The organism is Paraburkholderia atlantica, assembly GCF_009362785.1.
Lineage (GTDB): Bacteria > Pseudomonadota > Gammaproteobacteria > Burkholderiales > Burkholderiaceae > Paraburkholderia > Paraburkholderia atlantica.
Window position 1 is genome coordinate 1 of the sequence record NZ_WHNQ01000007.1, and the last position, 20,175, is coordinate 20,175.

18 protein-coding genes and 1 pseudogene are annotated in these 20,175 nt (G+C 63.8%); 1 reads left to right on the plus strand and 18 read right to left on the minus strand.

Annotation, left to right across the window (positions count from 1 at the left end; translation table 11 throughout):
• Positions 1 to 1,273, minus strand: a 1,273-nt coding sequence (istA, locus tag GCT19_RS12215) for an IS21 family transposase (protein ID WP_408582383.1), incomplete at its 3' end; no start/stop codon positions are given.
• Between the two features lie 173 nt (positions 1,274 to 1,446).
• Positions 1,447 to 2,307, minus strand: a complete 861-nt coding sequence (locus tag GCT19_RS12225) for a hypothetical protein (protein WP_152852080.1) — start codon at positions 2,305 to 2,307, stop codon at positions 1,447 to 1,449.
• 908 nt (positions 2,308 to 3,215) lie between these two features.
• Between GCT19_RS12225 and GCT19_RS12235 the strand changes: the two genes are divergently transcribed.
• Positions 3,216 to 3,758 (plus strand): hypothetical protein, encoded by a 543-nt coding sequence (locus GCT19_RS12235; RefSeq protein WP_321576791.1) that lies wholly within the window; start codon positions 3,216 to 3,218, stop codon positions 3,756 to 3,758.
• A gap of 82 nt (positions 3,759 to 3,840) precedes the next feature.
• Here the strand turns inward: GCT19_RS12235 and GCT19_RS12240 are convergent.
• From GCT19_RS12240 to GCT19_RS12315, 16 genes and pseudogenes are all read right to left on the minus strand, one after another.
• A pseudogene (locus tag GCT19_RS12240) lies at positions 3,841 to 4,312 on the minus strand (DNA adenine methylase).
• Between the two features lie 19 nt (positions 4,313 to 4,331).
• Positions 4,332 to 5,345: a relaxase/mobilization nuclease domain-containing protein gene (locus GCT19_RS12245; protein ID WP_152852081.1), complete on the minus strand. Its 1,014-nt coding sequence runs from the start codon at positions 5,343 to 5,345 to the stop codon at positions 4,332 to 4,334.
• Position 5,346: 1 nt separating this feature from the next.
• Positions 5,347 to 5,838 (minus strand): plasmid stabilization protein, encoded by a 492-nt coding sequence (locus tag GCT19_RS12250; protein ID WP_321576792.1) that lies wholly within the window; start codon positions 5,836 to 5,838, stop codon positions 5,347 to 5,349.
• 53 nt (positions 5,839 to 5,891) lie between these two features.
• Positions 5,892 to 7,415, minus strand: coding sequence for an LPD7 domain-containing protein (locus GCT19_RS12255; protein WP_152852083.1), 1,524 nt, complete (start codon positions 7,413 to 7,415; stop codon positions 5,892 to 5,894).
• 55 nt (positions 7,416 to 7,470) lie between these two features.
• Complete coding sequence (locus GCT19_RS12260; RefSeq protein ID WP_152852084.1) at positions 7,471 to 9,327, minus strand: PriCT-2 domain-containing protein; 1,857 nt, start codon at positions 9,325 to 9,327, stop codon at positions 7,471 to 7,473.
• Positions 9,324 to 11,042, minus strand: a complete 1,719-nt coding sequence (locus tag GCT19_RS12265) for a type IV secretory system conjugative DNA transfer family protein (protein ID WP_152852085.1) — start codon at positions 11,040 to 11,042, stop codon at positions 9,324 to 9,326. Before GCT19_RS12265 ends, GCT19_RS12260 begins: the two co-directional genes overlap by 4 nt.
• Positions 11,039 to 11,413, minus strand: a complete 375-nt coding sequence (locus GCT19_RS12270; protein ID WP_152852086.1) for a hypothetical protein — start codon at positions 11,411 to 11,413, stop codon at positions 11,039 to 11,041. Before GCT19_RS12270 ends, GCT19_RS12265 begins: the two co-directional genes overlap by 4 nt.
• 9 nt (positions 11,414 to 11,422) lie before the next feature.
• A complete protein-coding gene (gene virB11 / locus GCT19_RS12275) occupies positions 11,423 to 12,541 on the minus strand; it encodes a P-type DNA transfer ATPase VirB11 (RefSeq protein WP_152852087.1) in 1,119 nt (372 codons plus the stop codon).
• Positions 12,538 to 13,761: a type IV secretion system protein VirB10 gene (gene virB10 / locus GCT19_RS12280; protein WP_152852088.1), complete on the minus strand. Its 1,224-nt coding sequence runs from the start codon at positions 13,759 to 13,761 to the stop codon at positions 12,538 to 12,540. Before virB10 ends, virB11 begins: the two co-directional genes overlap by 4 nt.
• On the minus strand, positions 13,754 to 14,578 hold the full coding sequence (gene virB9 / locus GCT19_RS12285) for a P-type conjugative transfer protein VirB9 (RefSeq protein ID WP_152852089.1): 825 nt from the start codon (positions 14,576 to 14,578) through the stop codon (positions 13,754 to 13,756). The genes virB10 and virB9 overlap by 8 nt, the downstream gene beginning before the upstream one ends.
• A complete protein-coding gene (locus GCT19_RS12290) occupies positions 14,575 to 15,285 on the minus strand; it encodes a virB8 family protein (protein ID WP_152852090.1) in 711 nt (236 codons plus the stop codon). The genes virB9 and GCT19_RS12290 overlap by 4 nt, the downstream gene beginning before the upstream one ends.
• The gene (locus GCT19_RS12295; protein WP_152852091.1) at positions 15,282 to 15,485 is read right to left on the minus strand and encodes a hypothetical protein; all 204 of its coding nucleotides are present in this window, start codon (positions 15,483 to 15,485) and stop codon (positions 15,282 to 15,284) included. Before GCT19_RS12295 ends, GCT19_RS12290 begins: the two co-directional genes overlap by 4 nt.
• Positions 15,486 to 15,495: 10 nt before the next feature.
• Positions 15,496 to 16,191 (minus strand): P-type DNA transfer protein VirB5, encoded by a 696-nt coding sequence (virB5, locus tag GCT19_RS12300; protein ID WP_152852092.1) that lies wholly within the window; start codon positions 16,189 to 16,191, stop codon positions 15,496 to 15,498.
• Positions 16,192 to 16,207: 16 nt separating this feature from the next.
• Positions 16,208 to 17,368, minus strand: a complete 1,161-nt coding sequence (locus GCT19_RS12305; protein ID WP_152852093.1) for a type IV secretion system protein — start codon at positions 17,366 to 17,368, stop codon at positions 16,208 to 16,210.
• On the minus strand, positions 17,365 to 19,845 hold the full coding sequence (locus tag GCT19_RS12310) for a VirB4 family type IV secretion/conjugal transfer ATPase (RefSeq protein WP_152852094.1): 2,481 nt from the start codon (positions 19,843 to 19,845) through the stop codon (positions 17,365 to 17,367). Before GCT19_RS12310 ends, GCT19_RS12305 begins: the two co-directional genes overlap by 4 nt.
• A gap of 1 nt (position 19,846) precedes the next feature.
• On the minus strand, positions 19,847 to 20,167 hold the full coding sequence (locus tag GCT19_RS12315) for a type IV secretion system protein VirB3 (RefSeq protein ID WP_152852095.1): 321 nt from the start codon (positions 20,165 to 20,167) through the stop codon (positions 19,847 to 19,849).
• Positions 20,168 to 20,175 lie beyond the last annotated feature (8 nt).

Here is a 20,175-nt window from a genome sequence, read left to right on the forward strand (position 1 = left end):
GCATCATGTACGTTGCATTGCGAATCAGGGTCTTGCGGGAAGCCCGATGGCGTTGCATGTACTCGAGGTATCGAACCCGCTCGCGGTAGAGCGGCGCGGTGGTGTGACGGGCAACTGCAGCCGGGTCCTTGAAAAGTTGATCGAACATGAGGAGCCCTCCTTCCGCAAGAAAAGCGGAAAGGTAATATTGCTCCTCAAATTGAGACCTGCTTCTGTGGCCTTCAGACTGCGAGGATCTCCGCCGGAAGCAGCTCATCGGCGCCAAGGCCACAGAAATCGCTTCGCCACACAAGATGTGGACTGTCACCGTCTTGAATCGAGCGAGCTCATAGGGCTGTGCCGGCAGCGGTTGTAGAGCCGGCGCGTCCAGTTCAGCAAATGCGCTGGCACGACATCCCGGCAGCTTCTGGAACGGGCGCTCGTTAAGGTTCTTCAGTAGCGGACGGATCGCGTCATCGACCGACTGGACCGACGCAAACCGGTGATGACGCAGACGCGCCATGATCCAGCGTTCGACCACCTGGACCGCAACCTCTACTTTCGGCTTGTCCCTCGGGCGATAGACGCGAGCAGGCAGGAATGAGGTGCCGTAATGACGCGCGAAGTCCAGCACGGTGTCGCCCGCGCGAGGTTCATAGCGATCGGGATCGGCAATCATCGCGCGCGGGTTGTCCGGCACAATCAGCTGCGGCACGCCGCCATAGAAGCTCAGCGCGCGTGCGATGCCGCCCAGCCAGTCCTCCATCGTTTCGGCCGGCGTCGCGCACGCGAACGTGTAGCTCGAGGCGCCCATGGCCGCCACGAAGATGTGCGCGCGGCGCCCCGTGGTCAGGGGTAACGTGGGGCCAGCGAAGTCGACGAACAGCTTCTCGCCGGCGCGGTGGATCTGCCGCATCGAGCGCTTCAGGCGTTTCGTGAACGCCTTGTAGTGCTCGCAGAACTGCGTGTAGCGGTAGGTCTGCCGGTCCGCAAACTCGGCCTGGTACTCCTCCCACAGCAACGTCAGCGTCACGCCCTTGCGGCGTAATTCCTGATGGATGCGCCCGTAGTCGGGCTGGGCGTAGGCTGCGGGCCCCGTTGGCTTGCCGAGAAGCCGCCGCTCGAGCTCGCCTTCGTCCATGTCACAGGCACTTGCCCAGTCCAGCCCGGCGGCGCCAGCCAGTCCGACGTACTTCGTGACCACGCCCTTGGAAATGCCCAGCGACGCGGCGATCCGATCGTGGGAGAAACCGCCGTCGAATTTAAGTCGTAAAACGTCCTTGATCATGCGCATGTTCATCCGGTGCGCGGGCATGCTTTCTCCGGCCAAAGCCGGCGAGCATAGCCCGCGTGGTTGATGTCATGCGCAACGCCAATCCAGCCATCCGGTCCGCTCGGTCACGTTCCCGAAATAACCGGTCACGTTGCCGAAATCGCCGGTCACGATCCCGAAACGGCCGGTCACGTTCATCCGAAATACGCAGGATTGCGTTCGTCCCATACAAGATGCTCTCGCACCGATGTCAGCTTGGGAAGCGTGCTGTATTGATCGAGCTTTCGTTCGAGTTCGGGGTCGAGGAAGTCGACCAACGCGACCAACGCATGCCGTATCCCTCTCTCATTCGCCGCCTTTTGCGCCCAGGCCGCTTCTTTGAAAGGTTCCGACGACAGGAATTCGTGCCACACCACGGCCTCGACGTTATAGCCGTTGGTGTCGGAAAGGTAATCGTCGAGCAAGTAACGTCGTGGAAGAGCGTCGTAATTGCCCACAAATGCTTCGTAGCCGCGATCGACCTCGTCCAGGAATGTGTGCCGGTTCTGTTTGTGGTCGTAAAAATGGAGGTGTGAATCAACGATTCTGGTGGCAAGTTTCATTTCTAGAGGTGATTTTCTGACCAGCGACGGCTGTATTCGCGCCACGCCGCTGTCCACGCACCCGGTGCCCCCCGGTTCCCAAGGGGCCGGCACCCGCGCAGCGGCTAAGTAGAACTGCACACGTTGCAAGTCAATGCCATAGTCTCTACCGCCCCGAAGTCCGGCGTGCGACATCCTCTGGCGCATCAATCGTCTCATTTCTGCGCCGGTGCAGTGCTTCACGGGTCCTTTACCCTTATCCTGCACGCCCAACTTCGTTCTAACACCAGCCTCGTCGACCACACGTTTTGCATCTAGTCCGTCCAGCATGAAATGCACAGTTCTATGCTGAACCGAAGTGTGGTCGGTTCGCCAGCCGCCAAGCGTCAACGCCCCTTCCTGAGTTCCGGCCGTGGCGTTACCGTCGAAATACGACGCGTGTCTAAACGGATTTCCCCCGATGGAATAGACCAAGGCATGACCAAGGCATCGATGGGGAGCCGCTCTCCGTTTAAGACCGAGTGATACTGGCCCTTCGAGTTATGTCTGTATCGCAGAGTGGCGGGCTCGGTGATCCGATACAGGCCACGAGCTAGCTCTGCCATCGCAGTTCCTCCCAGGAGTGTTCCCAGCCCCGGCTTGAGCCCGAACACAGTAAAGTCGAGCATAGTTCACAAATTCAGGGGTCGGCAACTTTTTTCCATCAGTGTGGGCGCCGTCATCATCAGCGCGCCGCACCCGTTAATCGACAGAAATCAGGTGGGATTTAGAGCACCGAGGCGAAGAATCGGCCGTTTGCTGGTGAAATCCGTCGATGAGGCAGGCCATGTCCCGAAACGAAGGCCCGGATAGCCCCAATTATCCGCCCCTTCATTTTTTGCACCAATGGATACATTTTGCCTCCGTCAGGCTGGCGCCTTGCTTTCAGTTGTCGAACGCTGTGCAATTGCGCAAGCGATCGAACGAATCACCTCTTAGCACTTCCGCGAAACCCGCGCTGCGCAGCGTTAAGAACTTTTCCTGCGCTACGCCCGGAGCCGTCTTGTTTTTGACGATATCGCGAATCGCTACGATTTGATTCGGGTCGGCCCCAGATCGCCATTGCCGCTCACAGTCGACGTGATCGCCCAGATCGGCGCGGTGCCGTCGTCATCGACACGGCCCGTCAAATTGCGCAGTCCGGCGGTCGCGGGCGCCCCCCCCCGCAGCGCTCTAACCGGCGTTGACCAGCCTAACCGCTTCCAGCTCCAATTCAGCGTGTAGCGCGCCCGCGTTGTCTGCTCATCTTCTTGACTCTCCTTGCTTGAGTCTAACGCTCAGCACCGGCAAGAAAAAATATCAAGCAACGATGAAAATAATCATAAATAGGAATTGTTGCGTTCGTGGCATGGTCATCTATTCTTGGAAAGAGCGATCACTACATCTTGCCGTTGCCGCCAGCCACTTCTACTGAACGGCGCAAGCAATACAATCGAATTAAATATCCGGGAGAACATTCGATGGAGTTTCTAAAACTTGCGATTATCCTTGGCGCTATGGCCGGTGTTGCCAAGGGCATCCAGCTCTTCGGCCGTCACTGCCGGCGCCGGTTCGGCTACCGCTTTTTCACCGCACGCGGATTCTGGCTTGCGGCCATCGGCATCAATCTGCTCTGGTGGGGCTATGTCGCGTGGGGCATAGCCTTCTTGCATCATGAGCCGACGTCGGGCGGCGTGGTCCTCATGACAATGGGCCTTGCGGCGGTCATCTGGCTGATCTACGAAAACATTCGAGACACGAACCTGCCGTATGGCGCGGGCGGATCGATCCTCCAACTCGCGCTGTTTTTCCCGGTGGTGCTCTACGGCATCCCCCTTCTCGCGATCGCCCTGCTGTTTCTCCTCTTCGCGACATTCAAAGGAACACCAGCGTGGCTCATCGATTGATGAACGATCAAGGTCGAGCAAGACCGCGCGCCCGCCCATCCTTGCGGCCAGCAGGCTTTACACCAGTTTATTAAGGCCCCTGTCAAGACAGTCCCGCCGGTTCATCCACCCTATTCCAACTGTAGAAGATCAGTTCCCCACGCGGTCCAAGGGCCTCTGCGCCGCCGAGCGTGTACTGGATTTCGATCCGCTCGAAATCCAGCCCCGCAAATACTTCCCGCATGTCTGGATGGTCGTTCACGGTCACAATCGCACGCCCTTCGATCGCCCTTATCACGCTCGCCATTCGCTCGCATTGCTCAAAACCGAACGGTACACTGTATCCCGGAGTCTGCCAGTATGGTGGGTCGAGATAGCAGAATCCACTTGAACTGACGGATGAACACTTCGGGATGGTGCTGCACGACGCGATAGAGATTGATGAGATCATCGTTGACGTCGTTCAATACTCGACCTCCGCCGGCGCCCGCAAAGACCTCGACATAGCAGGTATGTGGGGGAAACCGGGAAATCAGGATATCGGCCAGACGGCGTTTGCCGCCGATCCACGACAGCCATTACGCCCTCCCGGCATCAACGCTCCAGGTCCGGCCCGGCAACACCCGGGCGATCTGGGGTGTCCGACACGTGACGATCCGGTTGCTCGTGCCGGGCATCCTGCACACGCCCCAACACCGGCCGATCTCGCTGCACCGGCATGGCGCCGACGAAGTACGCCATTTCAACGGCCATCGCACGATCCTCAGGCGCACGCGACCTTGCCATCACGTGGGCCATTTCTCGCCAGGCGGCGAATGCGCCACCATGGGCAATCCAGCCCGCGTCGCGTTGCTCGTCAGTCGGCAACGATTTCCAGTATCTCGGCGTTTCGCCGCGCGCGATCATATGGGCAACCGCCGGCTTCGGATACCGCTGCGTCACGCCACGCGCGCGCCGTGGCGTGGCATTCGCCTCGACACCGTGTTCACGCAACGTCTCCGCAAAATGCTCGCGCCAGTGCTGCAGATCCCCGTGGCGCGGATTCAGGCGGCGACCGTCCGGGCCGCGCACCTGCACGCTCACATGGACATGCGGATGCGCCTCGTCGTCGTGCGCCGCGAAAACGTACGCTCGGCCATCTCCGAACTCGAGCGCCGCGAAGTCCCGCGCCGCATTGCGCACCGCCTGCCGGTCCGTTCCGGGCGGCATCGACAGCAGAATGTTGAAAACCTCGCGCCGCGTGCTGGTCTCCGGAATACCCCACCCGCCAAGCTCCCAGGTCTTCGTGAGATCGCGCAGGGCATCCTTTCCGGCAATACGCTCGCCGTTCTGGTCTTCCAGCTCGATCCTGCCGTTACGGGAGATGTACCGTAGGTGCCGACGCACGGCACCCATGCCCTGCGCGCTTGCCGCCTTGTTCGTGATCTTGACCATGACCTCCGGAGTGCGCCTGAGCGTGCGGGCAATCTGCGCGCGCATGCGCGCACCCTCGTCCCGAATGTCTACACGCGAGAGCTGCGACGCACGTGCATGCCGCAACGGCTCCTGAAACAACCGATCGCCCCAGTTCACGAGCATCGCATCGATGTAGATTTTCGGATAAGGCATGTCAGCGACTCCATCGATCGAGGTTCGCGCGCATGACAGCCACCGTGGCACGCAGGTGGTCGTCGATACGCTTTCGCGTCTCCGCCCAGTCGACCGTCAGATCCTGATGCGGGAGTTCTATCCCGCCAGCGCGCGCGAGCTGGCTCAATAAGCGGCTGATCCCGGCGAGCTGCTGGCTGGACACCGATAGCGCGCGCATTTCGTGCTCGCCCAGTTGAGGCTGCCGCGTCAATTGCGCACGAACCAGCGACACGATCCATCGATTCCCACCGAGACCCAACGCAGCGGCACGCTGTTCGACCGCGCCCAGTTCCGACGCGGTTAGCCGGATTTCGACGCGACTGCGCGGCTCCCCGACGACCGGCCGGGGCAGGCCCGGCAGGAGCGCGCCGGATTCTCCATCCAGATCGTCGTGGACCGCAATTGCGATCAACTGGCGCACCCCCTCGGCCGCCGTCAAACCCCGGCGCGCGCACCAGTCGTCCCAGCGCACCCTGACGGCACCGAGTTCGACACACAAACGCTCGCGCATTACCACAATTCACCTCAGCGGGACGGTGACGGGGATGACAGCTCAACGGGTGTCCAGTCGATCTCGCGGGCAGGCGTGCGTTCCGGAGTAGAACGCTTACGTCGATCCCGTCCCGATGGCGCGGCCGGATCGAATACCCTCGGTGTCGGGACCGGAATGCCCTCGTGCTGGAACGCAGCCAGCATGCGTTCCGCACGCTGCTGCACGCGAGCAACGGAACGCTCGCTGAAGCCCTGCTCACGCATGGCAGCCGCCAGCACCGCGACGTGCAAGGCTCGTTCGCTCTCCGAATATTCCGCGTCACGACGGCGATGCGATTCCTCCGCGGCAATAGGCTCGGCACGCAAATCGGCAGATCGGCTCTCGCCGCCGGCCGACTCGTCGGATCGTGACGGCAAGCGAGCGGCTGTCCGATCCCGCTGCGCGACCTCCACCTGCCACGTATTGCGATAGACGTCCTTCTCCTCTTCGCCGATCACCCTGCCTTCCTGATTTAGGATGGGCAGCCGCACGGTGACGAAGCGCTTGCCGAGGTTTTCGAGAGTGACCTGCTGCCCGATCTGACCATTCGCTTCGCGTATCGCACGCTCCAGATCGACGCCCCACACGACCTGATCGATGCCGGCCTCATCGCGAAATATTACGTAGTACGAGTCACTGCGTGCGGGGTTGTGCTGGTACGGGGCGCCCCCATGCTCACGCAGTTCGCCGACGTACCGTCGAGGGACGTCGGCCTCGTCGCTGGCAGCGTTCCGGTTTGCTTTAGGGATGGGCGGTTTCGATGCGGGCGCACGGACTGACGCGGAAGACGAGGTTCCGTTGACGGTCGCGCCGATGTTGATTCGAGGTACGGCCGAAGCGACGGCCGGAACGCGATCCTGCTCGGTTGCAGCAGCCGTTGCGCCGACCTTCGGCGCCACCTCGACGCGATTGTCCAGCCGCGCCTGCCGGGCATCCGCCAGACGCGCCAGGTCTGCGGCTTTCGGCTCGTAGCCGCTCACCTCGATACCGAGTAGCGTGCCCTGCAACCACGCCTCGCTACGAAATGCCTCATGGCCCGACACACGAATGCGTCGCCACGATTTCGCGTGCGCCATGTCGATCATCGACTCGACCACGTCCGGCCGGTTGTGGTCGGTGACGAGGTACGGCCCCAGATCCTCGAACGCAAGCTGATACGGCTCGTCCTTTAGAAAATACTGATTGCCCGCGCGCAGATAACGCTTGCGCACGCGTTGGGGCGGCTGGTCGAGCGGCGCACGGACCCGATCCGCCTCGACCGTCGCCCCGGTTGGCGATCGGGTATCGGCCTGCTGTGGCGTGACGGCATCGTCACGGATCGCCTGATCGCGCAACCGCGCGCGGGCAGCATCGAACTCGCGCCGGCGTCGGGCAGATACCGCATCCCTCGCGGCCGAGTCCAGCCTGTCCCGACGTTCGTCCGCAGCCGCCGGGCCGCCGCCGCTGTTGCCCGGCACGTCCGGTTCGATCACGTTGATGACCGGATCGGCCTCGTGAGCGGAAGTTGTCTGAGCCATGTCACCACCTCGCATCCTTAAGATCGGCGTCGCACGTGAGCACAACTGCCGTCTTTTATCGGTCGGGCGTCGAGTCTGCTTCGCGCGACGCGTTCTGTTCCCGGGATTTCTCCAGCGCGGCCGCCCGCGCCTCCCGGATACGTGCCCAAGATCTCGCCTGCAACTGGTCGAGCATCCCCTCCAGATTCGGGCTGTAATTCAACTCACGGGCGGACTTCTTCAGCGAGCCGACGGCGCGTTCCAGCAGTTCGCGCGCACGGTTCCACGGATAGACCCGGGCCTCGCCGCCGTCATAACCGACCTGCAACTCGGAACCGTTCAGCCGCGCGTTTTCGTCCATCCACTTCAGACGCTCGGACACGAAGGTCATCTGATCCTTGCGATGGAACACGACGCTGCGCGTCGCGACCTCCTGGATCAGATAGTGTTCCGTGTCGAACACCTCGCCGCGATAAGGGCCACCGTTTTCGCGCGGCGTCCCCATCCTGAGCGGCGAGCCGAACCGGTGCTCGGCCAATGCCCTGACCTCGTTTGACACGTCACCCACGCCAAACAGCGGCTCGCCGACCGGCGGGCGCGTCGACGCAAACCGCGGCGGATCCTCAACCGGCGCAGCAGCAGCCGACGACGACGCCGCAGGCGCATCCACCGAGGAGGGCGCCGAGCCGGACGCCCCGTCCGTGGCCGGCACCTCCGGCGTCGCCTGTTTCGGCGCACTAAGCTTCGAGGACCGGCGACGGGGCTTGCCTTCCTCGTCGGCCAGCAGCCTTTCCTTGACATTGCTCATCATCCTGCCCTCCTCGCGCTCATCCACCTCAACCACTGTCATACCGGATGCGGTGGAGACACCCGGTTGACCTTCCGCCTTCACGACAGAGCGGACCACGGCGCGCAGATGTGCGCCGACGGCATCAAAGCCCGACAAGACCGCCATGTCGCTGAAATCGGTCGGCACCTTGTCGTCGATGCGCGCATCAGCGGCAAACGCCGGCCAGGTCACACGGGCGTGAGCCGCTTCCGCAGCCTGCCGCGCCTGCGCCTCGCCACTGCCCAGTTCGCCGAGTACGATCAGGTCTGCATCGGGATATCGCTCGCGAAGGTTCGTTGCCACCATCGACAGATTCCCGCCCGAGAGCGCAGCCACCGCGGACCAGCCTGTCGCGCGCGAAGCGGACAAGGCCGTCGCCATGCCTTCAGCGATCAGGATCCGCGATGATTCATTCATCGGAACCAGTGTCGGCTCCGTCATCCAGTAGCCGCCCCTCTTCACGCCGCCGGCCAATGACGATTTCCGCCCGTGTTCGTCGATCAGCTCCAGTGTCGAGATCGGCCCGTTCCAGACCGGCACGATCAGCACGCGCCCCGTCAGCGGTTCTTCCTCGCTGGCCGGCGCATAGCCGAGCAGTGCGTGCAGTTCCAGTGCATCCAGCTCGTGCAGCGTGTCCATCGGCTCGAGGCGCTTGCGCACGAGATACGGATGCTCCGGCCCGACTGGCCTTGCCCACTGCCAGATCGCCACGGCCTCTCGCGCCACTGCCGCATGGCGCACCTGCCGTTGCGCCTCCTCGCGTGCGCGTTGCGCCAGCACCTCTGGCGACGGTGCAAGCACGGCGGACATGCGGTCCGGATAAGCCGTTCGCTTCAGGTCGAAACCATGCTGGCGCGCCTGCCAGAACAGCGTGGCGAGCGTCTTGCCGCCCGATGCGCTGACCGAGCGCCACGTAGTTCGGGCCGCGTGCTCGTTATAGTTAGCGGCCGTTCGACTCCACGCATCCCAGATTTCAAAACCCTCGTCGCCGAAGCCCTGCTTGAGCGCGAACGCCATGTCGACCCAGGTCTCATAGTCGTCAGCGGGTATCACGGCGAGCGCGGCACGAGCACGGTCCGCCTCATCCACGTAGGGGGTCGTCATTGCAGCGCTCCCATGGCTCGTGAGCCGTCCGCGGTTGCGCGCCGCTCCGGCTCAACAAAATCGAGTTCCGCCACATCGAGATCGTCGACGCTCAGGTGACGTCTCGCCTGCACCACCTGTCGGGCCGGGACACCCAGCAGCATGAAATGCCGTTCGACGTAAGCCACGGCCTCCTCCTCGCTGATGTCGGACAGGTTCGGCGGCAGGTCACGCGGATCCCACGCCTGCAGGACTTCCAGGTACTCGGTCGGCAGGCGCATCAGCCCGGCGCCCTCCGGATCGATCTCGTCGTGATGCAAATCGCGCAACCGGCGCTCGACCACCGCGGTGAAATGGATCAGATTCATGGCGGGCACGGACGGCGCGGCCACGATGCGCGACGCAAACCCGGGATCGCGCCAGTAGCAGATCCTGTCGGCCAGGATCGGTTTGGTGTTTTCGAGCACGATGATTTCCTTCTCGCGCCCCAACTCCTTCAGCTCTTGCGGTAGCAACAACGGCCGGCGCTGTTCGGACACACTTTCGCTCGGCCCGCCCCGGCTCCCGAAGAATCCGCTCGGGCGGCTCACGCTGCGCGACTGGTCCGTGAGCGTACCGAGCATTTCCGAGTAGTCGTTCGCGTCCTTCTGCTCGCGCGGAGCATAGAGGATCTGCATCGCGTGGTTCGTGATGAAGGTGCGCGCATCGGCTCGTCCGTAGACCGACTCGAGTTGCGCGATCGACTGGACGATCGACAGCAGACGCAGGTTGTAGCCCGCCATATAGGCCACCGCGCGCGCGATGATGTGGATCTTCCCGATCGAGGTCATCTCGTCGAGCAGCACGAGGCACTGGAATTTCAGCGTGGGATCGGCTTCGGGCAACTGCTTCGTGTTCAGGTTGACGAGTTGCGAGAACACGAGATTGACGAGCAGCGCCGCCTCCGACAGATGATCGGGCGTGATGCCGATATAGACCGACATCCGGCGACGGCGCACATCACGCAGGTCAAAGTCGTTTGCACTGGTCGCCGCGTCGACCATCGGATTGGCCCAGATCGTGAGCGGCGCGTTGAACGTCGCCAGCACACTCGCCAGCACCTTGTCGTCGTTCGACAGGAAGCGGTTCAGCGCGTCAACGCACTGGCCCGACAGTAGATCGCGATGCTGGACCAGCGCGCGCTGGAGATATGTCTTGACAGGCATGCCATTGCCCGACGACTGCCGCAGCACCTCGCCCATCGTGACGGGGTAGTCGGGAATCGGCGTCCCCCTGCCGGCCCGGCGCGCGTCACGCCATTCGCACAGTAGAAGCACGATACCGAGGAACAGGTTTCGCGCCTGGTCCTTCCAGAAATCATCATGGCCCCCCGGCGGATAGAGGGCGTAGCCGATCGCGAGAATGTCGCCAACCCGAAACAGACCGTCCGAGATCGCCGACAGCGGATTGTAGCGATGCGTGCGCCCGTCTTCCGCGAACGGATTGAACAGGTATACATCCTGTCCGTGCGCGGCGCGGAAACCGGCCGAGGCCGCATAGTTTTCCTGCTTGATGTCGAGCACCACCACCGAATCGGGGAAACTGAGCAGATTCGGGATCACGATGCCCACACCCTTGCCCGAGCGGGCGGGCGCTGCCAGCAGCACGAACTGCTGACCAGCGAAGCGCAGATAACGCCCGCGCCATATGCCGACGACGATCGCGCGCGGCGTATCGAGGTGCGTGCACATCGTCATAGCAACCCCGCCAGACGGATGTCCGACTCGCTCGCAAAACGCGCGCAGCCGTAGAGACGACGCCGGTTCGCGCTCGCCCATAGCGCATGCCCGCCGAGAACCGGGCCGCCGAAGGACAGGAGCACGCCAAACAGCGCCGTCCCCGCGAGCTTGCGACCGACGTTCGGCATCATTTCATGCCGCCAGGCCAGCATAGCATCGAGCCAGCCCCACAGTCCCGCGTGCAGCGGATTGATCCGCAGGCTCGCGTACAGGAAAAACGACGCGAGCCAGAGCGATGCGGCTACTCCACCCATCAGGCAAGCCAGCACGGCCAATGTCATGGCGGCTGTCCTGGTGTGCTGAAGCAAAGAGGAAGACGGGTAGCTCATCGCCGCCCCCTAGACGAATGCAGTGCGCGCCTTGCGCACCGGATCGAACCACACTTCCGTCATGCCCCACCGCCTGCCGGTCTGCTCGCCCGCTGCATTGAAGACCGGACGTGCATCCATGTGCGCGACGACATCGATGGTCAGAAACAGCAGGCGCTTGAGCGCGGCATCGTCCCGGGCAGCGGCTTCCGGGTGTTCCTTTGCCATCAGCGCAAAGCGTTCGATCGCGACCGTCGCATTGGGCGCGTGGTAACTCGTGATCGAGCCCGCGTGTCCGGTCGTCAGAAGCTTCAGGAAGTCATAGGCTTCGGCGCCGCGCAACTCGGCGAGCAGCACGCGATCCGGGCGCATGCGCATCGTGCTCGCGATCAGATCGGCGGGCGTCACGCGCGCCTGGCCGTGGCCGCCCTTGCTGTACAGCAGGTGGACGCAGTTCTCGATGTGCCGGATGAACAGTTCGCGGACATCCTCGATCGTCACGATCCGCTCGGTCGCCGGAATCGAGCGGCACAGGGTCTTCATGAAACTGGTTTTCCCGGAACCCGTATTGCCGACGACCGCGATGTTGAGTCGGCCCGTGACCGCCCCATCGAAGAAGGCGCCCCAGTCGTGCGCTTCCAGGCACCGGACCAGCTTGCGGTCTTCGGCGCGCAATGCGGGTAAGGCTGAATCAAGCCCATCCGGACGATGCCAGACCGTCTCGTCGAACAGTCCGTCGTCACGGTACGCATCGAGCGTCTTCTCGCGTGCGGACGGGCGGCGGATCGTCACCGACACCGTTCGCGGCGGCACGACCGGCGGTACCACAATCTGGACGCGCGCGTCCCCCGGCAGCAGCGCCGACAATATCGGATGCTGGACCGAGATTTCCTGACTGGTCAGCGTCGCCACGGCCACGGCGAACGACATCAACCGGTCGAAATCGAGTTCCTGGCAATCGTGAACATGCCAGCCGAGCGCATTCTCGGCCAACACACGTTGCGGCCGGTTAATCACCAGTTCCGTCACTTCGGCATCGTCGAGCAGCGGCGCGAATGGACGCATCAGCTCGCGCACCGATGCGTCGTCGGGCAGCCGGGTCAGTACCGGGTCGCGAGGTGCATCCGGCAGGTGGATATGCGGCATCATCGCGTGCCCTCCGGCTCCAAGGCATACACCGATCCGAAGTCCAGATCGCGCGCGACGACGATCGTGAACTCCGCGCCCTGGTTCTGCGTCAGCGTCGGCGGAATATTGATCGTGCTGTCGAGCACGCGCGTGGCCATGTCGTTGCCCTGCTGCTGCGTGTTCTCATACACCACCGACCCGCTGGAGTTGCCGCCGCGGGTCGACAGATAGCCAATCGCGTCCTGGGTGAGGCCGAGCAGCATCGCTGCGCCGATGCGCTGGCGCCAGTGGTTGTCCACGTAGCCGTCGATGCCCATACGACCGAGCGCGTCGGCCGCGGGCGAGTCGATCTCGACCGTGACGCCGTGGGGCGTCTCGATACGGGCCGACAGCACGAACACCCGCTTCTGGCCTGGCGACAGGTTCGAACGATATTGGCTGTTGATCTGCGAACCCCGCTCGATCAGCACGACACGGCCATCGTCGGAATACACGTTCTTCGTCACGGTGCACGTCGAGATGCCGGCCTCGGTCGAATCGAACGCCGTATCGCCCGCGCAGTCGATCTTGGCGCCCTGCGCGAGCATAAGACTCCGGTTGCCCAGCGTCCCGGCCCGAACGCGCTGCGTGACGGTTGGCGTCAATGTCTGGGCGAGCGCGCCGCCGGCCGGCCCCTGGGCCAACGCTCCGGCAGCGCCGCTCGCCGCGACCACAACTGAGGAAGCCGCGGCCGCCGTCCCGTCTGGGAGCCCACCCGCGGACTCCTGTCCACCGCCCGTTGCGAGCAGCGGCGCATCGAAGTAGCTGCGGGTTGCCACCGCGTGTGTGGCGCGAGCAGGCGCGGCAGCCACGGCCGCACCCGACGCCGGCGTGGAAGGAGCCGCAACCGCGCTCGGCGGTACCGGGGCCGAGGCCGCATGATCGACCGACGATGCAGGCAGATCCTTGAACACGCGTCCCTGGGAAGACGTATCGGTTAGCGTGTCACGCCTGGCCTTCGCTTCGGCATCGTGGCGCGCGAGAAATCCATGCACCGTCCAGACGGCGCCGGCGCCGACCATCACCACGATCACGACCGGCGTCAGCCACCAGGCGCGTGGGCGGGCACCACGGTATTGACCCAATGCGGGCATACCGCGATCCGGAGTAGCACCCGATGTCCCCTCGTTCTGACCACTTCGAGGCAGCGAACCGGGCGCATCGTCGGGTTCGATCACATTGCGCGGGGGTTCGTCATTCATCATCGTGACTCCGCGGAACGCGTTTTACCCCGTTGACCGTCGTGCCGTCATGAGGTGGCACTCCGTCCATGTCGTAGGCGTCATTCCAGATGCCCACGACCTCATTGCCGAGCCGCAGCACAAATCGTTTCGCGACCTCGTGCACGACCATCGTGTCGCCTTCGACGTGCCTGTCGACCACGCTTTCCGTGCCGTCGTCGGCCACCCGGAAAATCGCCGGCATGCGTCGGTTGTTCGGGATACGCAGATAGGTAAAGCGCCCGTCGTCCCATGCCGCGGTCGGTGCGATGTCGTCGGAGTCCGGCATGACCTGCATCGAGTACCGCGCGTTACGCACGGTGGGCAGTTGCGCCAGGCGCTTCGCGACCCGCGCCGCATCCGAATCCCCTTGCGCCTGCTTCGCCAGCTCATCCGGATAGACGAAGGTCACGCGGTACATCTCACGGTCGTTGCCGAACCTAGCCTTGAGCGGGAGCACCACCAGATCGAAGCTGTAGCTGTGCCGGTCGGTACGGATCTCGAGATTCGAGTCGTGCGCGGCGAGCTGCGGCTTCAGGTACACGTCGTGATCGCCCCTGTTCGCGACCACTTGCCAGCCGTCCCGGTCTCCGGGCGCGACGACCAGGATGTGCTCGTGCGGATCGAGAGCGATGTGGGTGGAAAAACCGCGCTGCGCCTCGATGCGCACAACGTCGTCCGCGCGATAGATCACCTGGCGAACGCGCGAGTCGTCGTTCCATCCAGGCAGGTCGAACGCGTAGGCCGTACTTGAGAGCAACACAGCAGCGAGCACCACGACTAAAGCAGGCGTTCTCATGGCGTGCCTCCGACATTCGAGGCGGGGGCCGCAGCCGGCGGCGTATATTCGGGGTCGCGACTGTAGGCCGTGACCTTGAAACCGAACGGATTGGCAATCGCCACGCTTTCGTGCGTGAATACAGGCGGCCGGTAGCTGTAGGCCAGCGTGATCACGAAACGCTGCGTGGGTTCGGCATGGGCCTCGCCGTTTTTGAACGATGTGCGCTCGACATGCACGACTGCATGACCGGGTTCGTCGGGCGGCAGCGTGATGGAGAGGAGCCGGATGCGCCGCTCGATGCCCGGCCCCAACTGCCGGTCCAGCGCATCGGGGCCGCTATAGATGCCGCGGTAATCGCGAGCGATCACGTCGTCGCTCATCGCAAGGACGCTGTCGTAGTCCATCTGCAGCAGCCCCCAGTCGTAGCGCTCGCGTGCGCGCACATAGGTTTCGACCCAGTGCTTGTCCTGGATCTCATTCGTATGCACGTGGCGAGCATCGAGCACGTCGATCACCTGGGATTCGCCCGTCAGGCGATCGACCTCGATGGGCAGCGGCACCACGCGATAGAACGGCACCATCACCGCCAGCGCAGTGGCGCTGAGCACGGCGACGCCGATCGCCGCATAGGCGACATGCCATGCGCGCCGTTCGGAACGCTCCTGCAGGTGGGTCAGCGACGCCTCGATGTCGAGCACGCGCCCGTAATCGTGCGACGCACTCATGACCGGTCTCCGGCATCCGAGGACGCGTGCTGATCCGGAGCCGCCGGTACCGTGGCTGGTGCGTCAGGCACCGGCGGCACGCGGTTGACCGGCACACGATGCAGCCCGTCCGGCAACACGGGTTCCGTCGGCCCGCTGCTGCAGGCAGCCAGGCTCCAGGCGACGCAGCAAGCCAGTGCCAAAGAGGTCAGCAGGGACATGGTGATCTCCTCACTTTCCGAACGACGCCGGCACCATCTGGTCCTGCAGCCGGTTGGTCTTGGCTGCCCGGCTCAGCACCAGTTCACTCTGCTGCTCGGCCGTGAGCTTGTCCTCGGTTTCGGCCAGCATCCGGAAGAGTTGCAGCTTCGTCATCTCGTTGCCGACCGCCGTGGACTCGGTCTGGATACGCGCCTGCAACTCCGCGATGCCCTTCGGGTCCTGCGTCAGGTCGATCCGCTGCGCAAGGCCCTGGATCTGGTCCAGCTCCTGCAGTTCGGTCTGGTAGGCTTGCAGGCCGAACGCCTTGTCCTGATAGGGCTTGTTGAGCGCGCGCTGGCATACCTGCTGGTCGATCCCGGTCTGGTCTTCGCAGTTGTAGATCTGGCTGGCCGAGCGCAACGCTTGCGCGCTGCCCGTCAGGCCCGCATAGCCCCCGTTCTGGATCGCTGTATAGACGCTCTGCCAGTTCGACGGCAATGAGTTCGCCACGACCGGATCGCTCAGGAGCGCACCGAAGCCGCGCGTGCCGACCGTCGACTGGTAGATCTGGATTTCCTGCTGCACTTCCTGCTTCAGTTGCCCCACCGAGGCAATGGCCTGGATGAGGTTCTGCGCGTCATAGACCGGGATGCCCTGTGCGTGCGCACCGAGGCACCCTGCCGCCCACACGCATGCGGCGCTCATCCGTCTGCATCGTCCGTTCATGATCGTCTCCTCCGCTTCAACGTCCCTGCTGACCGAGGTTCGCGCGCGCGACTCTCTGATAGGCCGGGGTCGCACCGCCGCCTCCTGGCCCACCACCTGAGCCCGTCCGATCGCGAATTTCGCCGCCTGGGCGCGGCCCTCGCCCGTTACCGCTGATCGCACGGCCGATCGCAACCGCCAAACTCCGCGAGGCCAAGCCCGCCACGAATGCGCCAAAGCCCGATAGCGTTGCGCCGCCCGACAAGCCCGCCGCCACGGACGGCAACTGCCAGCCGACCATCGCGAGGAACACGCCGGTCGCGAAGAGGCCAATCGCGGCGGCGGCCGCCGCGCTGTCGTCCAGGGAGGCGGAAATGGCTTGCACGAGGACCGATGCATTGGCGCCGGGTGCGCTACCCGTCGCATGAAGCGACGTGAGATCAGCCGAGAACGCGGTGAGCGCCATTCCGAGGAAGGCGGCCACGAGGACCTGCAGCAACGCGTAATTGGCGACCTTCGCGGTCCACGCCTCGAAAAACCGCGCGGTCGGCGCGAACGCCGCGCAGGCGATGAAAATGGGCCCAAGCCCGAGCACGAGATCGAGCAGCATCCTCGCCATCACGACCTCGAAGGCCAGAACGATCAGGAAGATCGAGCCCCCGAGCGCGGCCACCAGGCCACACAGAAAATCGCCTATCGCGGCGGCGAGGCCACTCGGGCTGATTCCTTCGTGCGTCGCCTTGTCGAAGTAGGCGTCCATCACGAGATCGATCTGCTGGTCGTAGCAGTCGAGCGTCTGGAAGATGCCGGTCGCTACACCCTGCCCCGTCACGCTGCTGCCGTTGGCCGAGCCGCAGCCGGGATTGCCACCGCCCGTCGTGTTCGCCGCGTTCTGGATCGTCTGGGCGAGTCCGGACGTCGCACCGTCGACAGCGGTGACGACCTCCTGCTGGTAGATGCCGGCACTCAGTGCGAACGCGAGCGTGATCGCCACCTTTAGCCCGCGCCACGCGAACGCCGGCACGGCTTCGTGCGCTTCGCCACGCACCACCGCGAGACCGTAGGCCAACACCCAGATCGAGACAGCCGTCGTGACAACTGGCACGAGCGCGCCGGACAGCGCCGTCGACACGTTCGTCACGTAGATCGACATGCCGTTCTCGAGTGTGCCGCCCACAGCGGTAAAGAGGCCGCTCATCTCACACCCCCCAGTCCCGGCGAGTGCGACGACTGGCGTGTGCCGGCCTGTTCTGACTGTGCTGCGCGGCGCTTCGCAAGTTGTTCATGGAAGACGGGCAACCAGTCCTGTGGCGCGTCGCCGACCTGGGCGCGGATCGTGTCGAGCAGTTCAACGTTGTCGGTCGTGCCCGACAGCACATCGAGCACATCCCCAAGGCCCGCGAGATCGAGCCGGCCGATGGCCGAGCGATGGCCCTGCTTGACGAGAAACAGGCGGCTGTTCTCGCCGAGGTTGCGCACGATGTTGAATTCGGCTTCGGTCAGCTTGAAACCACGCACGTAATCGTCGTAATCGGCGCGCGGGTTCGGCAGGAAGAAAAACGTCGCGCTCTGCTCGATCAACGAACTCGCGATGTCACTGCGCAGCACATCGGCCGGCGACTGGGTATCGAAAATCCCAAGGCCATTCTGCTTGCGGATCGTCTTCTGCTTGTTCTTCGCGAAGTCCGTGAAAACCGGATCGTCCAGGCGCTTCCAGAATTCAGTCATGACATACACGAAACGCCGCCCGTCGATCAGATTCTCCGTCCGGTGCAGCAGATACATTGTGACGGGTGTCGACACCTCCGCGTCGTCGAGCAGTTCGGTGTCGTCGAAGCCGAACAGCGTCGCTTGCGCGAGATCGATGCGGTCGGTCGGGTTGTCGAGCACCCAGCCGAGCCGGCCGCCCGCGCACCATTTCGCAAGCCGTGCATGCAGGCTGTTCTCGCCCACGTTCGGCAGGAGTTGCCGGACCATCGACAGACGTCGCAGGGGCTTGTCCATGCGTGCGACTTCGCGCACGGCGCGTGAGATGTCGAGTCCGTCCCGCGCGGACAGCAACTCGCCGATGTCTACGAGTTTGCGCACGAGGCGCTCCCAGAAGTCGATCACCGGTTCGGCCGGCGCCATCTGGAACGGGTTCAGCCCGGTCGGCTCACCACGACGGAACACCGTATAGGCACCCTCCATAGCCCGAATCGCGATCTCGGTACCGCGGTCCTTGTCGAACAGTACGGCCGTGACGCCGTACTTCGTCGCCATCGCGAGCAGGAACAGTTCGAGTACAGTCTTACCCGCGCCGGCCCGGCCGATAATCTGGGTGTTGGCGAGCGCCTTCTCGTCGAGTGAGTCCTGCTTGTCGGATGTCGCGTGGAGGTTCAGGTAGAGCGGCTGGCCGCTCGGCGTCTTGACGATCGTGATCGCCTCGCCCCACGGATTGCCGTCGCGCTTTCCCGTCGCGAAGTTGTGCAGGCTCGACAGGCCGCAGAAGTTGCGCGACGTGAGCTTCACTTCGCGCGGCCGGTAACGCCAGTTTGCCGGTAGCTGCGCAAACCAGGCCGCGTCAGCCACGAGGTCGATGAGTGCCGTCTGGAAGCCGGCGTCGGCCAGTTGCGTGCGAGCCTTCGCCACGCTGCGGGATACCTCTTCCAGCGTGTCGCCAAGCACTGCCAGCGAATAGTGGTATTCGCCGAGAACGAAATCGCCGTTGATCAGGTCATCGAGCGCGCGGTCCATTGCCTCGATCTGCGATACGGCGACGTCCTCGCCTGCGATAAGCTGGTTGCGCTGCCGCTCTAGCGCTTCCTTCGCGCTGGGTCGGTCGAGAATCGTGAAAGACTGCGTCTCGATATATTCGAAGTCGCCGTACAACAGACCGTTCAGCATGCCCGGCTCGGTGTCTTCCGGGTAATCCTTCAGGTCGAGCATCGCGGCGAAGCGGGTCTTAGCCGGCATGCGAATTTCGATCTTCTCGGCCCCGACGAACAGGCGCGACATCGGGAGTGCCTCGCGGATCGGGCCGGACGGTACGGGCTCGCGCTCCCAGACGCCGTTCACCAGATAGCCGAGCAGTTCCAGCGCCGACGAGTAGCGGCGCGGGCGCGACGTGAAGGGAATTTGTCGCGTATAGACACCGAGCGCGGCCGGATCGTAGGGCTTGAGGCTCGCCTCGACCTGAGCGGCCAGTTCGGCCATCACCTTCAGTGCGTCGAGCTGGTCGCGCCGGATATCGTCGCGTGTGCGGCGCGCCGCACGGCTGAAGACGCGTCCGAGCTGTGTGCGGTTCGGACGGTAGATCAACGTCAGATACAGTTCGTTGGCCATCATCCGGTAGCCCGCGAAGCTCGCGTAGTAGCGTGTGGCCAGTTCCTCGCAAAAGCGGTTCCGGTACGCCGTCGGGAAGCGATCCGACACACGCCGGCGCAGGCGATGCGACCATAGCGCCACATGGCCGCCTGCGAGCCCGCGCATGAACTGGTTGAGGCCGTCATGCCGAGCAAGGATATCGGCAGGATCGGCCGCCTCGAACGCGATGCCCGCGATCTTCCAGACCTGCAGGTAGTCGCCTTCACGCGTCTTGACTACGTGATCGCTCACATGCGTCGAGTACGGGATGTAGCCGGCGAGCGGCACTTCCCGGTTCGCGACGGACACGAGTTGCGGTTCGGCCGGCATGTCACGCCCTCCTCTTCAGGCGGACCGGCACATAGGCGTGCACGCCCCAAAAGCGGCGGTTGCCGTGGCGCAGTGCCATGCGAACGCGGAGCGCGTACTGCGCAAGGCGTTGGTCGTCGTGCCGCGCGATCACCCGCATCACGACGAACACGGGGATCATCAGGAAGAGGATTGCGACACCAAGTGGTGGGCTCGCGAGCAGTGCCCAGATGGCCGGGATCAGCATACCGCCGCCGACCATCAGGAACGGCACGAGCGGCACACTCCAGAGCATCGCTGGACGCGTGCAGCCCTTGAAGACGGGATCCTTGAGCGAGTTCATTGTTCAGG